Origin of the sequence: Actinomadura sp. RB99 (assembly GCF_014706005.1) — a bacterium.
Classification (GTDB): Bacteria; Actinomycetota; Actinomycetes; order Streptosporangiales; family Streptosporangiaceae; genus Spirillospora.
In genome coordinates this window covers 26078-40617 of record NZ_JABMCA010000085.1, presented here as the reverse complement: position 1 = coordinate 40617, position 14540 = coordinate 26078, and the positions used below count along the sequence as shown (strand labels likewise).

Here is a 14540-nt window from a genome sequence, read left to right as displayed (position 1 = left end):
CGGACGCGGGCGGGGCGGCGGGCGCGGCGCCGAGGCGCGCGACCAGGTCGCCGGCGACCTCGCGGGCCGAGCGGATCAGCAGCGACCGGTCGAGGCGGCCGCCCCAGCGGCCCGACAGCAGGTCGGCGCCCTTCGGGTCGAGCGCCAGGCCGCCCAGCACGCGCACCTCCGGCGGCGGCGGCCCGGCCTGCGCGGCCGGGTCCGGGGCCTGCCGGCCGCGCGCGCCGACGATGATCCGGTCGACCTCGGCGATCGAGCCGCGGAAGTCGCGCGGGTCGGCGAGCACCAGCACCCCGACCGGCGGCCCGCCGCGCAGCTCCGCCGTCAGCGCGGCGACGCGCTCGCGCAGGTGCGCGACCTGCTCCAGGGTCGCCCGGGTGAGCAGGACGACGAGGTCCGCCTCGCGCAGCAGGTCGTTGAGGGGGGTGCCGGCGCCGAGCCGCCCGCAGTCGGCGATCACGTCCACCGGGGCGAGCCCGGCGAACGCGCGGCCGAGCGGCCCCCACAGCCACGTCATCCCCTGCGCCTGCTCGGCGTTGGTGATCCCGACGAGCACGTCGAGGCCGCCGACGAGGCGCTGGCAGTGCTCGCCGATCTGGTCGGGGCGCAGCCCGCGGCGGGCCGTCGCGGCGAGGCTGAGCAGCCCGCGCGCCGGGTTCAGCATGCCGCCGTCGCCCGCGCCGTCCGGCGCGGCGGCGGGCAGCCGGTACACCAGGTCGCCGCCCGCCTGGTCGCACTCGGCGACCAGCACGGGGCGCGGCCACACCGCGCCGAGGGCCACCGCCGCGGTCGTGACGCCCGGCGCCCCCTTGTCGGCCGCGAGCGCGATCAGTGCCACTGTCAGTTCCCGCCTGTGCCCGGAGTGCCGTTCCCCGCACCGGGGGTGCCGGTACCGGCACCGTTGCCGTTGCCGTCGCCGTCGCCGCTGCCGCCCGTCCCGGCCGGAGGCTGGGCGCCGCCGGTCGCCGGGGTCTGCCTGCCCGGCGTCCCGCCGGCCGGCTGGCCGGGCGCCTTCGTCCCGTCGGGGATCAGCGCGATCGCGACCGTCCCGGCGGACGCGGCCTCCGTGACCTGCGGGGCGTCGCCAGGCGCGACGGCGACGTCCACGGTCGTCTGGTCGGAGCGCAGCCGGTCGCCGCCGCCGCTCCCGACGTTGATCACGATGGCCTCGGCGGCGAGCACCGTGCCGGCGCGCGGGCCGCCGCCGTTGCCGCCGCCGTTGCCGACCGCGTACAGGGTCACCTTCTTGCCGCTCTCGACGCCGTCGGACGGCAACTGCCCCGGCTTGAGCGCGAGGCCCACGACCAGCCGGCCCTTGGCCGCCTCGTCGGTCCGGCTGATCATGCCGTTGGTCAGCAGCGCGCCCTTGACCAGCGGGACCGAGGCGTAGTACCGGGACACGTTCAGCCGTTCCGACCAGGTGATGTACTGGACGCCGGTGTCGCCGATCTGCACCTCCTCCAGCGCGCTCTGCGGGATCTGCTGCCCCGCCGCGACGGGCTGCGCGATCCGGATCGCCGACACCCGCTGGCCGCTCGCCATCACCAGGTAGGCGCTGGCCAGCGCGCCGCCGAGGATGAGCAGCACCGCGAGCGCGGCCAGCGCCGGCTTGCGCTCGCGCGGCGAGACGGGCAGCCGCTGCCCGCCGGAGGTCCCGAGGCCGGTGCGGCCGAGCCCGCCGCCGGCGTTCGGCCCGGAGGAGCCGCCGGACGAGCCGCCGGCGAGGGCCGACTGGTTGGCCTTCATCGCGCTGCGCACGTGCCCCTTCCCGCCCTCCCGCGGACCTCGCCTCAGGAGGTCTCCGCATCATCGGGCGATCCATGCTTGCGGTGCGGGCAAGGCCGCGTCAATGGATTCGGTGAGGGTAAGCGCGCCGTTCTCCCCGACCATGGCGATGACCTGCGAATTCATCGGTCACTTCGCTACTTACCACCAGTCACATCCGTCACTGACCGCCTCTGGCGGGACATTCGCGGCGACCTGCCCGCCCCGGCGGCGGCGCCGTTACGGGACGTCGTGGAAGCCGACGAGCCGCCCCAGCAGGGTCATCGCGTGGTCGAAGTAGGCGGCCCGTTCCTCGATCACATTGTTGAATTGCCCGAACAATTCGAAACTGACCGTCCCGTACAGACCGGCCCACGCGGTGAACGCCCGGGCCGCCACGTCGTCGGGCGCGTCGATGAGGAGCGCGGCCCGGCCGCGCGCCAGGTCCTCGCCCAGCACGGGCGGCGCCGGCGGGCACGGCCCGGCGGGCTCCAGGGCCCCCGCCGCGTGCGCCTCCGAAACGAGCCGCGCGAAGACGACCGTGTCCCGCATGGCCGCGGGGACGGTGTCCTCCGGCGCCTCATAGCCGGGCACCGGCGAGCCGTACAGCAGCGCGTACTCGTGCGGGTGCGCCAGCGCCCACGTGCGGACGCTCCGGCACACGGCGAGCCACCGCCCGGAGAAGGACGTCCCGGCCTCGCGCGCGGTCGCGTCGGCCTGCTCCACGGCCTCGCCGACGGCGTTGTAGCCGTCGATGATCAGCGCGGTCAGCAGGTCGTCGCGGCTCGGGAAGTAGCGGTAGATCGCTGAGGAGGCCATGCCCATCTCGCGGGCCACCGCCCGCAGCGACAGCCCCGCCGCGCCCTCCGTCGCCAGCTGCTCCCGCGCGATGCCGGTGATCTCCCTGATCAGCTCCGCGCGCACCCGTTCCCGTACCGTCCGCCCGCTCATGCGGCGAGGTTAGCAGAGCGCTGAAACAAAACGAGAGCACTGCTCTTGACGAGCGCCGCTCCAAAGAGAGAGCATTGCTCACATCAGAGAGCACCGAACCCACGGGCTCCGGACCGGACGGAGGCGGCCATGCCGAACCTGGCGACCCTGCACGACGAGTACGCGCTGCGCGGCCGGATCGACGAGGACGCCCCCGTCGTCAGCGCGTCCAGCGTCCTGATCGACGCGTCACCGGACCGGACCTGGGACGTGCTCGCCGACCTGCGCGGCTGGGAGGGCTGGGCCACCGACTTCCGGCTGCGCGCCCTGGACGCCGTCGAGCCGGGCCGCGAGTTCCGCTGGGCCCAGAAGGGCGTGCCGCTGCGCTCGCGCTTCGCGGTCGTCGCCCCCGGCCGCGAACTGAGCTGGACGGGCAGCATGCTCGGCCTCTACCGGGCCGTCGACCGCATGGTCCTGACCAGGGAGGGCGGCCGGACCCGCGTGACGCTGCAGGAGTCCCTCGACGGCCCGCTCGTCCGCCTCGTCTACGGCGAGGACAAGCTCCGCGCCGGCCACGAGGCCCGTCTGGCCGCCCTCAAGAACCACATCGAGAGCACGGCCTGAAACCGCGACCGGCACCGGAACCCCGGCCGCACCGGACGGCGGCCGGACCGAAGAACACCGAAGGAGAAGGACCATGGGCAAGCACGTGATCGTCGGCGCCGGGCAGGTCGGCTCGCACCTCGTCGAGCGGCTCACCGGCATGGGGCACGACGTCACCGTCGTGACGCGCTCCGGCTCCGGACCGGAGGGCGTCGAGCGGGTCGCCGCCGACGTCGCCGACCGGGCCCGGCTGGCCGCCGTCGCCAAGGGCGCCGACACCATCTACAACTGCGTCAACCCCCGCTACCACCGCTGGGCGCAGGACTGGCCGCCGATGGCCGCGTCGTTCCTGGGCGCCGCCGAGGACACCGGCGCCGCCCTCGTCACCCTCGGCTGCCTCTACGGGTACGGGCCGGTCGACGGCCCGATGACCGAGGACCTGCCGCTGGCGGCGACCGGCACCAAGGGGCGCGTCCGCGCGGCGATGTGGCACGACATGCTCGCCGCGCACCGGGCGGGCCGCGTCCGCGCCACCGAGCTGCGCGGATCCGACTACTACGGCCCCGGCAGCACCGACCAGGCGTACGTCGGCGAGACGCGGTTCGTGAAGCCGCTGCTGGCGGGCAGGCGCGTCCTCTACTTCAGCGACCCCTCGATTCCGCACGCCTGGACGTACCTGCCCGACGTCGCCGAGGCGCTCGCCATCGCCGGCACGGACGAGCGCGCCTACGGCCGGGCCTGGCACATCCCGACCGGGCCCGCCGTGTCGACGCGGGAGCTCGCCGAGCGGCTGTGCCGGATCGCCGGCGCGCCCGCCCCGCGCATCCACGAGGTGCCGCGGCCGGTCTTCACGGCGGCGGGGCTCGCCAGCCCGCTGCTCAAGGAGATGCGGGAGACCCGCTACCAGTTCGACCGGCCGTACATCCTGGACTCCTCGGCCTTCCAGTCCGCTTTCGGCATGGCGCCGACACCGCTGGACGACGCGCTCAGGACCATCATCGCCGCGGCCCGCGAGTCGGCGCCCCGCGCAGAATGACGCCAGGACGCCCCCGCACCGCCCGAACCGGCTTCGCCGGAAAGTGCGGGCGCCGGTAATTAAGCTGGCCCGGACGGCAGCGCCGGCGGCGCGGGGCGGCGCGCGATGGAGGGCTCGGATGCGGATCTCGTTCACGGCGCTGACCGGCGGCGGACCACGCGACGTCGTGATCGACATGGACTCGGAGATCACCGTCGGCGGGGTCGCCCGGTCGCTGACCGCCGCGCTCGACGCCCCGGCGGCGGCCGGCGGGGTCCCCGCCCCCCGCTTCTCCAAGGAGGCGCTGCTCACCGGGGCGCCGCAGGCGCCGCGCGTCCCGCCCGCGGGCCCGACCGCCGAGCGCGGGGCGCTGTGGATGGACGGGCGGATGCTCGACCCGCAGGCGCTCGCCGCCAAGGAGCTGCGGGACGGCGCGGTCGTCGCGGTCGAGCGGGGCGCCGCCGCCGCGACCGTCCTCGCCGAGCCGACCGGGCTGGTGGAGGTCCGGGTCGTCGGCGGGCCCGCTGCGGGGCCGGTGCACCGGCTCGGGCTCGGCGTCAGCACGATCGGGTCCGGCGACGACGTCGACGTGGTGCTCGGCGACCCGTCCGTCCCGGCCCGGTCGCTGCGGCTGACGGTCGGCCGCGACGAGGTGCAGGTCGAGGCGTCCGCGATGACGATGCAGGGCGCCGCCCGGCTCGACGGCGAACCGCTCACCGCCAAGACCCCCTGGCCGGTCGGCGGGATGCTGACCGTCGGGGCGAGCGTGCTGACCCTCGCGCCGAGCGCCGCGCCCGACACGCACCTGGAGCCGCTGCCCGAGGGCGGCCTGGCGTTCAACCGGCCGCCCCGGCTCGCGCCCGCGCACCGCGTCCGCACGCTGGAGATCCCGAAGCGGCCCGAGCGGAACCCGCGCGAGCGCCTCCGGCTGTTCGGCGCGATCCTGTTCGCGGTGTTCGGCCTCGCCATGGCGTTCGGGCTGCACCAGTGGTGGTGGGCGCTGTTCGCGCTGGCCTGGCCGGTGATGACGGTCGGCGAATGGGTCGGCGACCGGATGCACGGCCGCAAGTCGTACAAGAAGGCGCTGAAGGAGTACCAGCGCAGGGCCGACGCGTTCGGGGGCGAGCTGGACGGGCTGCGCCGCGAGGACGAGGCCGAGCGCCGCGCCCTGTACCCCGACCCCGCCGAGGTGCTGCTGACCGCGACGGGCCCGCGCCGCCGCCTGTGGGAGCGCCGCCGCGAGGACCCCGACACGCTGCACCTGCGGCTCGGCGTCGCCGACCTGCCCGCGCGCATCGCGCTGACCGACCCGGCGGGCGGGGACGCCGGCGCGCTGCCGGTCCCGGCGGCCCGCCTGGTGCCGGTCGCGCTGCCGCTCGGCGAGATCGGCGTGCTCGGGCTGACCGGGCCGCGCGCCGCGTCCCGGGCCCTCGCCCGCTGGCTCGTCGCGCAGGCCGCCGTCCTGCACAGCCCCCGCGACCTGTCGATCATCGTGCTGTCCGCCGACCAGCACGCGGGGGACGCGTGGAACTGGGTGCGGTGGCTGCCGCACTGCGCGCCGCGCGAGGGCGAGGAGTGCGTGGCGCTCGTCGGCACCGATCCCGAGTCCGCCGCGCACCGCGTCACCGAACTCGCGATCCGCGTCACGGAACGGCGCCGCGCCGCGCAGGCCGAGTCCGCGTTCTTCGGGCAGGGCAAGCCCGCCGACGCCGTCCCCTACAACATCCTGCTCGTGCTGGACGGCGCGCGCGCACTGCGCCGCATACCCGGCATGCCGATGCTGCTGTCGCGCGGCGCCGAGTACGGCATCCACGCCATCTGCGTGGACGACGAGGAGCGCCTCCTCCCCGAAGAGTGCAACGCCGTCGCCGAGTGGGACTCGCAGTACCCGTCCTTCGTCCACCTCCGTGGGCAGGGCCTCGACGACCTCGGCCCCGTGCTCGCCGACCAGGTGTCCCCCGCCTGGACCGAACGCGTGGCGCGCGCGCTGGCGCCCGTACGGGACGTGTCCCGCGAGGACGCCCAGGAGGCCATCCCGTCGGACGTCCGCCTCCTGGACCTGCTCGACATGGCCGAACCCACCGCCGAGCACATCCTCCAGTCCTGGTCCCGCACCGGCGGACGCCGTACCCGCGTTCCTATCGGCCTCGGCACCGGTGACCGCCCCGGACGTCCCGGCCGCCCCTACGAGATCGACCTGCGCACCGACGGCCCGCACGGCCTCATCGCCGGTACCACCGGCGCCGGCAAGTCCGAGCTGCTGCAGACCCTCATCGCGTCGCTCGCCGTAGCGAACCGCCCCGACGAGATGACGTTCGTCCTCATCGACTACAAGGGCGGCGCCGCGTTCAAGGACTGCGCGCGCCTCCCGCACACCGTCGGCATGGTCACCGACCTCGACGGGCACGCCACCGAACGCGCCCTGGAGTCCCTCGCCGCCGAGCTCCGCCGCCGCGAGGAGATCCTGCTGCGGGCCGGCGCCAAGGACATCGACGACCACAACGACGCGGCGGGCTCGCTGCCGCGGCTCGTCCTCGTCATCGACGAGTTCGCCGCGATGGTCGCCGAGCTGCCCGACTTCGTCGCCGGCCTCGTCGACATCGGGCGCCGCGGCCGCTCCCTCGGCGTCCACCTGATCCTCGCCACGCAGCGGCCCGCGGGCGTCGTCACCGCCGACATCCGCGCCAACACCAACCTGCGGATCGCGCTGCGCGTCACCGACCCCGACGAGTCCACGGACGTCATCGACGGCCCCGAGGCCGCCCGCATCGCCAAGTCCACGCCGGGCCGCTGCTACGTCCGGTCCGGCGCGGCGGCGCCGCACGCCGTCCAGTCCGCCCGGATCGGCGGGCGCCGCGCCGGGCCCGCGGGCCGGCGGACCAGCGTCCGGCCGCTGCCCTGGCAGGGCCTCGGGCATCCGCTGCCCGCGCCGGACGAGCCCTCCGGCGACGCGCCCGCCACCGACCTCGCCGTCCTCGTCCAGGCCGTCGACGAGGCCGCCCGCCGCGCCGGGATCGCCCGGCAACCGTCACCGTGGCTCACCCCCCTGCCCGAGCTGGTCCGGCTCACCCCGCGCACCGCCGCCGGGGGCTCGGTGGTGGACGTCCCCGCCGTCCCGTTCGGGATCACCGACCTGCCCGCCGTCCAGTCGCGCGAGCCGCTCGTCCTCGACCTCGCCGCGGGCGGCCACCTCTACATCGCCGGATCGCCGCAGTCGGGGCGGTCCACCGCGCTGCGCACCATCGCCGGGTCCCTCGCGGGCGCCTGCTCCCCCTACGACGCGCACCTGTACGCCATCGACTGCGGCGCGAACGCGCTCCTGCCGCTGATCTCGCTGCCGCACTGCGGCGCCGTCGTCACCCGCGACCAGCTCGACCGCTGCGAGCGCCTCCTCACCGCCCTCGCCGCCGAGGTCGCCCGCCGCCAGCAGCTCCTCGCCGAGGCCGGGTTCGCGTCCCTCGCCGAGCAGCGCGCCGCCGTCGCCGCCACCGACCGGCTGCCCTGGATGGTCCTGCTCCTCGACCGGTGGGAGGGGTTCCTCGGCGCGTTCGAGCACTACGACTACGGCCGCCTCGTCGACCAGACCCTCCGGCTGCTGCGCGAGGGCGCCGCGGTCGGCCTGCGCGCCGTCTTCACCGGCGACCGCACCGGCCTCGGCGGGCAGATCTCCACGGTCTTCGACCGCCGCCTCGTCCTGCGGATGGCCGACCCCAACGACTACGGCTACGCCGGGCTGCAGGACCGGCACGTCCCCGCCGCGATGCCGCCGGGCCGCGCCCTCGAACCCGCCGCGCCCGGCGCCGCGCCGCGCGAGTCCCAGATCGGGCTGCTCGGCGACGACCCGTCCGGCACCGCGCAGGTCGCGGCCCTCCAGGAGATCGCCCGCGCCTCCGTCGCCCGCTACGGCCGCCTCCCGCGCCGCCAGCGCCCCCTGCACGTCGACGAGCTGCCCGTCCGCGTCACCTACCGCGAGGCGATGGCGCTGGACGAGGCGTTCCTCGCGCCGTCCGCGCTCTGGGCCCTCGTCGGCGTCGGCGGCGACACCCTCGCCCCGGTCGGCGCCGACCTGCTGAACGAGGGCCCCGGCTTCACCGTCGCGGGCCCGCCCCGGTCGGGGCGCTCCACCACGCTGCGCACCATCGTGCACTCGCTGCTGGACCCGGCCGTCGGGGGCGGGCTCGTCCCGGTGGTCCTGGTCACCCCGCGCCGCTCCCCGCTGCGGCTGCTGTCCGGGCGGCCCGGCGTCCTCGGGGTGCTCACGTCCGACTCCGACCCCGACGACCTGGAGCGCGCGATCGGCGACGAGCACCGCTACGCCGTCGTCGTCGACGACGCCGAGCTCCTCGACGAGACCGACATGGACGACGCCCTGTGCGACGTGCTGCGCACCGCCCGCGACGGCGAGCACGCCGTCGTCGTCGGCGGCACGACCGCCGACATCGGCCGCGGCTACCGCGGCTTCCTCGCCGACGCCCGCCGGTCGCGCTCCGGCGTCCTGCTGTCCGTCGAGTCGCCGGACGACGGCGACCTGTTCGGGCTGCGCCTTCCGCGCAACGCCCCGTTGGCGGGGCCGACCGGCCGGGGCCTGTTCGTCGCCGCGGGCGCCACCACCCAGATCCAGGTGGCCCTTCCGCCTCCGGTCAGCGCCGAGTAGCGGTCCCTCACCTGGAGGCGGCGGTCACCACCGGGAGGCCGGGATCTGCGGGGCGTGCGGAGAAAATGATGCGGGTCCCGGCCTCGGGGGGATGGGCCGGGACCCGCGGTCCGTGACGAGGCGTCAGCGCGTGGCGGCCTCGATGTTCTGCTGGGACTTGCGGATGTCCTGGCTGCCCTGCTCCAGCGCGAGGGCCATCTTGTCGAACGCGGTCTTGGCCTCGGCCCAGGCGCTGCGGAACCGGTCGGCGCCGGGCCCCCACCAGGCGGCGCTGCTGCTGACCGTGCGGCCGTTGAGGTCCCTGATCAGGGCGTCCAGGTTCTTGGAGTGCTTGCTGAAGATCCGGGACAGCTCCTCCAGCTCGCCGAGGTTGGCGCCGCGCTTGTCACCGCTCATCGCTCCGACCCTCCGTCGCCATCCGCCGCCCGCCGGGGGCGGGACTTCAACTGGAACGTTTTCCGGTCCTGCCGCACTGCGAAAGAATGGCGCCAGCCTACGCCTCCCCGATCACGGGAATCCAGCGGCACATCGGAGATCGGGCGACGAAACACCCGCAATCCCGCCGTTCGAGTGTGACCGGATGTGGCCACACAGCCCCCGCCAGGTGGAGGTTTCGCGGCCCGGCGCCACCGACCGGCGACGCTCCGCAATGCCGTGACCCGCTTAATTACTGTCCGTCAAAGGCATTTCAGAGCGGCCGCGCCACGGGCTTTCCGGAACGATGCCCGCAATGCCGGAAAGGACGTCAGCGGGAGCGCGGGGCCGGGTCGTTCACCGGCTGCGCCTTAGGATCGAGGACCCGCTCGCCCACCAGGACGATGTCGTCGCCGCGCTGGCGGAAGTCGAACCGGCGCGGGACCGACTGGGTGACCTTGCCCGTGCGGTAGCGGACAACGGTGTGCTCGACGGCGTCCAGCGTGATCCGGTCGCCGGTGCGGACGGCCCGCCGGGCGTCCAGGCTGGTGCGGGCGCCGGTGTAGGCGGGCCCGCCCTCGACGGGGGCGCGGTTGCTGTTCTCCAGTTCGCGGAAGGCCCGCTCTTGGACGCGGGCGACGCGCGAGGAGATCCGGACGCCGAGGACCTCCGTCGGCACCTCCGGATGGGGGCGCGCGTGCCGCTGGACGAGCGCCTCGGAGCGCCCCTGGAGCAGCGTTCCGGCGGCGGCCGTGAGCTGCCGGGTGGTGGCGGCGTCCACGGCGGACGGGCCGCTCCGGACGGCGGACGACGGCGCCGCGAGGCAGCAGGCCAGGGCCACCGCGAGTCCGGCCCGGGTCCAGTGGCGAGCCATCCGGCCCCTTCCCATGCGTTCCCGCTGGCTGACGAGGCTGATCAGCGACGGAGGGCAGGGCCGAGCCCGGTGGCGAAGCTCGGTGGCGAAGCCCGGTCGCGAAGCTGATCAGTGGCGAAGATACACCGGCGCGGCGGGCTTCGGGCGGCACTCCGGAAATCGGGGAATGAAAACCGTTGCCACCCTGTTGGGAGGGGTGAACAGCCGAGAACCAGGGAGGAACGATGAGGAACAGGATCCACCCGGAGTACCGGCCCGTGGTCTTCCGCGACCGTGGTGCGGACTACGCCTTCCTGACCCGTTCGACGGCCGAGACGGACCGGACGATCGAGTGGACGGACGGCCGCACCTACCCGCTGGTCGACGTGGACGTGTCGTCCGCGAGCCACCCGTTCTACACGGGCCGCCAGCAGGTCCTGGACACCACCGGGGCGGTCGAGCGGTTCAACCGCCGGTACAACCGGAGCTGACTCGTCCGGACGCGCCCGCCGGGCCGCCACCGCGCCCCGCGCGGCCCCGGGCACGTCCGATCGAAGGCCCGCGCCTCCCCGAGGCGCGGGCCTTCGCCGTGCCCGGGCGGCCGCCGAGGACCGCGCCGCGACCAAGACCGCACCGCGACCAAGGCCAGGCCGCTGACCAAGACCGCACCGCGACCAAGACCGGGCCGCGATCAACACCGTGCCTCGATCAACAGCGGGCCGCCCGGGAGCGCCTGGTGGCACGGGGGTGCGCGATAGGTCCCGCTGAGCGGCATCCGCCCTGAAATCTGGCGTCCAGGTGCAATAAGGAGGGCCTTACGAAAACCTCGAACGGCGGTTATCTAGACTGCGTGCGAGGTTTAGGGAGGAGACCCACGTGCGCAAGGTCCTGATCGCCAACCGCGGTGAGATCGCGGTTCGTATAGCCCGTGCCTGTCGCGATGCGGGGCTGGCCAGTGTGGCGGTGTACGCCGAACCCGATCTGGAGGCGCTGCACGTACGGGTCGCCGACGAGGCGTACGCCCTGGGCGGCCAGACCGCGGCGGACAGCTACCTGGACATCGACAAGCTGCTGAAGGTCGCCGCCGAGGCCGGCGCGGACGCCGTGCACCCCGGCTACGGGTTCCTGGCGGAGAACGCCGACTTCGCGGCGGCCGTCGAGAACGCCGGGCTGACCTGGATCGGCCCGCCGCCCGCCGCGATCACCGCGCTCGGCGACAAGGTGCAGGCCCGGCACATCGCCCAGAAGGTCGGCGCGCCGCTGGTCGCCGGCACCAAGGACCCGGTGTCGGGCGCGGACGAGGTCGTCGCGTTCGCCGAGGAGCACGGCCTGCCGATCGCGATCAAGGCGGCGTTCGGCGGCGGCGGCCGCGGCCTCAAGGTCGCGCGCAAGCTGGAGGAGGTCGCCGAGCTGTACGAGTCGGCGGTCCGCGAGGCCGTCGGCGCGTTCGGCCGCGGCGAGTGCTTCGTCGAGCGGTACCTGGACAAGCCGCGGCACGTCGAGACCCAGTGCCTGGCCGACAAGCACGGCAACGTCGTCGTCGTGTCCACCCGGGACTGCTCGCTGCAGCGCCGCCACCAGAAGCTCGTCGAGGAGGCCCCCGCGCCGTACCTGTCGGACGAGCAGCTGGAGCTGCTGTACACCTCGTCCAAGGCCATCCTGAAGGAGGCCGGCTACGTCGGCGCGGGGACCTGCGAGTTCCTCGTCGGCCAGGACGGGACGATCTCCTTCCTGGAGGTCAACACCCGGCTCCAGGTCGAGCACCCGGTGACCGAGGAGGTCGCGGGCGTCGACATGGTCCGGGAGATGTTCCGGGTCGCCGACGGCGAGGAGATCGGCTACGACGACCCGGTGCTGCGCGGCCACTCGTTCGAGTTCCGGCTGAACGCCGAGGACGCGGGGCGCGGCTTCCTGCCCGCCGTGGGCACGCTGACCGCGTTCGACCCGCCGTCCGGCCCCGGTGTCCGGCTGGACTCCGGCTACGTCGCCGGGCAGACCGTCCCGCAGGCGTTCGACTCGCTGATCGCCAAGCTGATCGTGACCGGCGCGACGCGTCGGCAGGCCGCCGAGCGGGCCAAGCGGGCGCTGGACGAGTTCGTGATCGACGGCATGCCGACCGTGCTCCCGTTCCACCGGGTGGTGCTGGACGACCCGGCGTTCGTCCCGGCCGACGACGAGACGCCGTTCAGCGTCCACACCCGCTGGATCGAGACCGAGTTCGACAACCGGATCCCGCCGTTCGACCCCACCGCCGCGGGCGAGGAGGCCGAGGCGGGCGAGCGCGAGCGCGTCACCGTGGAGGTCGGCGGCAGGCGCATCGAGGTCGTGCTGCCCGCCGGGCTGGGCGCGTCCGCGGCCCCCGCGGCCGGCAAGGGGGCGCCCGCCAAGCGGCGCGGCGGCAAGAAGGGCGGCGGCGCCCAGGCGTCCGGTGACTCCCTGGTCAGCCCGATGCAGGGCACGATCGTCAAGACGGTCGTGGAGGACGGCGCGACCGTCGCGGCGGGCGACACCATCGTCGTCCTGGAGGCCATGAAGATGGAGCAGCCGCTCACCGCGCACAAGGCCGGCACGATCAGCGGCCTGTCCGCCGAGGTCGGCCAGACCGTCTCCTCCGGGGCGGTCATCTGCGAGATCAAGGACTGACGCGCGGCGTCTCCCATGGCACCCCCGTCCGGCCCGGTTCGGACGGGGGTGTCGTTTTCGTCACTAAAAGCGGTTTTTACGGAACGCGTGCGGCGGCCCGGTCGTCGGCCTTCATGAGGGGGCAGACTGACATCATGAGTTCCGAGATCCGTACCGTCCGGCCGGTACTCCGCGGGGCGGTATCGGCGGTGGTCCTCGCCGTGGCGGTGCTGGCGGGCCTCGCGGCCCCCGGCCTCGCCGCACCCGCGCACGCCGCGTCTCCGCAGGCCGCGCAGGCAGTGTCCGCACAGGCGGTGTCCGCACAGGCGGTGTCCGCACAGGCCGCGCCCGCGCAGGCAGTGTCCGGGCAGGCCGCGCAGGCAGTGTCCGGGCAGGCCGCGCCCGCTCGGGCGGCGACGGCCCCGGCGGCGCTTCCCGCCGACACGGTCGGCCAGATCGCCAAGGGCCTGCTCGGCTCGCGCCTGTACGTCACCAGCGACTCCGGGTCGAACCTGTCGGCGGCCGACCAGCAGCAGATCAGGTCGGCGCTCGACGGCGACCACGACGCCGACATCCGCGCGGTGGTCGTCCGCAACGACGTGAGCGGGCCGCAGGTCGGGCAGATGCTGAAGGCGGTCGCGAACCGCGTCGGCAAGGGCCAGACGTACGTGGCGATCACCGCGGACGGCACCCGGATGGGCGGGATCTCCAAGAAGCTCGACACCAACGAGATCAACCAGCTCGTCACCCGCACCGACGGGTCGCCGCTCAAGCAGCGGCTCATCCAGTTCGGGAACCTCGCCGAGAAGAAGGTCGACGACAAGGCCCGGTCCGGCGCGGTCGTCGGGTACGTCGTGATCGGCGTCCTCGTCGTGATCGCGGCGGCCGTCACCAGCGCCGTCCTGGTCGCCCGGAAGCGGCGCCGCGAGCGGCACGCCCGGCAGATGGCGGACCTGAAGCAGGGCGTCCAGGAGGACGTCACCCTGCTCGGCGAGGACATCGCCCGGCTCGACCTCAATGTCATGGACCCCGGCCTCGATCCGGAGACCCGCGCCGACTACGAGCGCGCCATGAACTCCTACGACAAGGCGAAGACGGCGACGGAGCGCGCCCAGAAGCCGCAGGACATGCAGGCCGTCACCACCGCGCTGGAGGACGGCCGCTACTACATGACCGCGACCCGCGCCCGCCTGGCCGGCGAGCCCGTGCCCGAGCGCCGCCCGCCGTGCTTCTTCAACCCGCAGCACGGCCCGTCCGTCCAGGACGTCACGTGGGCGCCTCCGGGCGGCGTGGCCCGGTCCGTGCCCGCCTGCGCGGCGGACGCGCGGGCCGTCCTGGAGGGCCACGACCCGGACGTCCGGATGGTCCCGTACGGGGGCGCGCGGCGGCCTTACTGGGACGCGGGCCCCGCCTACGCGCCCTACGCGGGCGGCTACTACTACGGCTACGGCGGTTTCGACCTGCTCAGCGGCCTGCTGCTCGGCACCGCGCTGGGCTCGATGATGGGCGGCGGCTTCGGCTGGGGCGGCGGCTACTACGGCGACGGCGGGGACGGCTTCGGCGGCGGCGACGGCGGCTTCGGGGGCGACGGCGGTGACGTCGGCGGCGGCTGGGACTTCGGCAGCGGCGACTTCGGCGGCGGCGGAGACTGGGGCGGCAACGACTTCGGCGGCTTCTGAGGTGGT

At 74.8% G+C, this 14540-nt stretch carries 11 protein-coding genes; 6 read left to right on the top strand and 5 right to left on the bottom strand.

Features of this window, described 5'->3' with window-relative positions; all coding sequences use genetic code 11:
• From amrb99_RS42795 to amrb99_RS42785, 3 genes are all read right to left on the bottom strand, one after another.
• On the bottom strand, positions 1–838 hold an 838-nt coding region (locus amrb99_RS42795), incomplete at its 3' end, for a hypothetical protein (RefSeq protein WP_190867447.1).
• A 2-nt stretch (positions 839–840) separates the two neighbouring features.
• Complete coding sequence (locus amrb99_RS42790; RefSeq protein ID WP_190867445.1) at positions 841–1758, bottom strand: hypothetical protein; 918 nt, start codon at positions 1756–1758, stop codon at positions 841–843.
• Positions 1759–2004: 246 nt separating this feature from the next.
• Positions 2005–2715: a TetR/AcrR family transcriptional regulator gene (locus amrb99_RS42785; protein ID WP_190867443.1), complete on the bottom strand. Its 711-nt coding sequence runs from the start codon at positions 2713–2715 to the stop codon at positions 2005–2007.
• Positions 2716–2844: 129 nt separating this feature from the next.
• Here amrb99_RS42785 and amrb99_RS42780 point away from each other — a divergent pair, with 129 nt between their 5' ends.
• From amrb99_RS42780 to amrb99_RS42770, 3 genes are all read left to right on the top strand, one after another.
• Positions 2845–3318, top strand: a complete 474-nt coding sequence (locus amrb99_RS42780) for an SRPBCC family protein (protein WP_190867441.1) — start codon at positions 2845–2847, stop codon at positions 3316–3318.
• Between the two features lie 73 nt (positions 3319–3391).
• Positions 3392–4333 (top strand): NAD-dependent epimerase/dehydratase family protein, encoded by a 942-nt coding sequence (locus amrb99_RS42775; RefSeq protein ID WP_190867439.1) that lies wholly within the window; start codon positions 3392–3394, stop codon positions 4331–4333.
• A 118-nt stretch (positions 4334–4451) separates the two neighbouring features.
• On the top strand, positions 4452–8966 hold the full coding sequence (locus amrb99_RS42770; RefSeq protein ID WP_190867437.1) for an FtsK/SpoIIIE domain-containing protein: 4515 nt from the start codon (positions 4452–4454) through the stop codon (positions 8964–8966).
• A gap of 123 nt (positions 8967–9089) precedes the next feature.
• On the opposite strand, the gene amrb99_RS42765 is transcribed toward amrb99_RS42770, so the two are convergent.
• Complete coding sequence (locus amrb99_RS42765) at positions 9090–9362, bottom strand: WXG100 family type VII secretion target (protein ID WP_151543653.1); 273 nt, start codon at positions 9360–9362, stop codon at positions 9090–9092.
• 349 nt (positions 9363–9711) lie between these two features.
• A complete protein-coding gene (locus tag amrb99_RS42760) occupies positions 9712–10254 on the bottom strand; it encodes a hypothetical protein (protein WP_190867434.1) in 543 nt (180 codons plus the stop codon).
• A gap of 224 nt (positions 10255–10478) precedes the next feature.
• Between amrb99_RS42760 and amrb99_RS42755 the strand changes: the two genes are divergently transcribed.
• From amrb99_RS42755 to amrb99_RS42745, 3 genes are all read left to right on the top strand, one after another.
• Positions 10479–10724: a type B 50S ribosomal protein L31 gene (locus amrb99_RS42755; protein ID WP_151543655.1), complete on the top strand. Its 246-nt coding sequence runs from the start codon at positions 10479–10481 to the stop codon at positions 10722–10724.
• Between the two features lie 385 nt (positions 10725–11109).
• Positions 11110–12876, top strand: a complete 1767-nt coding sequence (locus tag amrb99_RS42750; protein ID WP_190867432.1) for a biotin carboxylase N-terminal domain-containing protein — start codon at positions 11110–11112, stop codon at positions 12874–12876.
• A 134-nt stretch (positions 12877–13010) separates the two neighbouring features.
• Positions 13011–14534, top strand: coding sequence for a hypothetical protein (locus tag amrb99_RS42745; protein ID WP_190867430.1), 1524 nt, complete (start codon positions 13011–13013; stop codon positions 14532–14534).
• Positions 14535–14540 lie beyond the last annotated feature (6 nt).

What these genes read in the sequence shown, in the direction of transcription:
- amrb99_RS42775 (WP_190867439.1), top strand. Translation starts at nt 3,392, where the DNA reads ATGGGCAAGCACGTGATCGTCGGCGCCGGGCAGGTCGGCTCGCACCTC.
- amrb99_RS42765 (WP_151543653.1), bottom strand. Translation starts at nt 9,362, where the DNA reads ATGAGCGGTGACAAGCGCGGCGCCAACCTCGGCGAGCTGGAGGAGCTG.
- amrb99_RS42780 (WP_190867441.1), top strand. Translation starts at nt 2,845, where the DNA reads ATGCCGAACCTGGCGACCCTGCACGACGAGTACGCGCTGCGCGGCCGG.
- amrb99_RS42785 (WP_190867443.1), bottom strand. Translation starts at nt 2,715, where the DNA reads ATGAGCGGGCGGACGGTACGGGAACGGGTGCGCGCGGAGCTGATCAGG.
- amrb99_RS42745 (WP_190867430.1), top strand. Translation starts at nt 13,011, where the DNA reads ATGAGTTCCGAGATCCGTACCGTCCGGCCGGTACTCCGCGGGGCGGTA.
- amrb99_RS42770 (WP_190867437.1), top strand. Translation starts at nt 4,452, where the DNA reads ATGCGGATCTCGTTCACGGCGCTGACCGGCGGCGGACCACGCGACGTC.
- amrb99_RS42760 (WP_190867434.1), bottom strand. Translation starts at nt 10,254, where the DNA reads ATGGCTCGCCACTGGACCCGGGCCGGACTCGCGGTGGCCCTGGCCTGC.
- amrb99_RS42755 (WP_151543655.1), top strand. Translation starts at nt 10,479, where the DNA reads ATGAGGAACAGGATCCACCCGGAGTACCGGCCCGTGGTCTTCCGCGAC.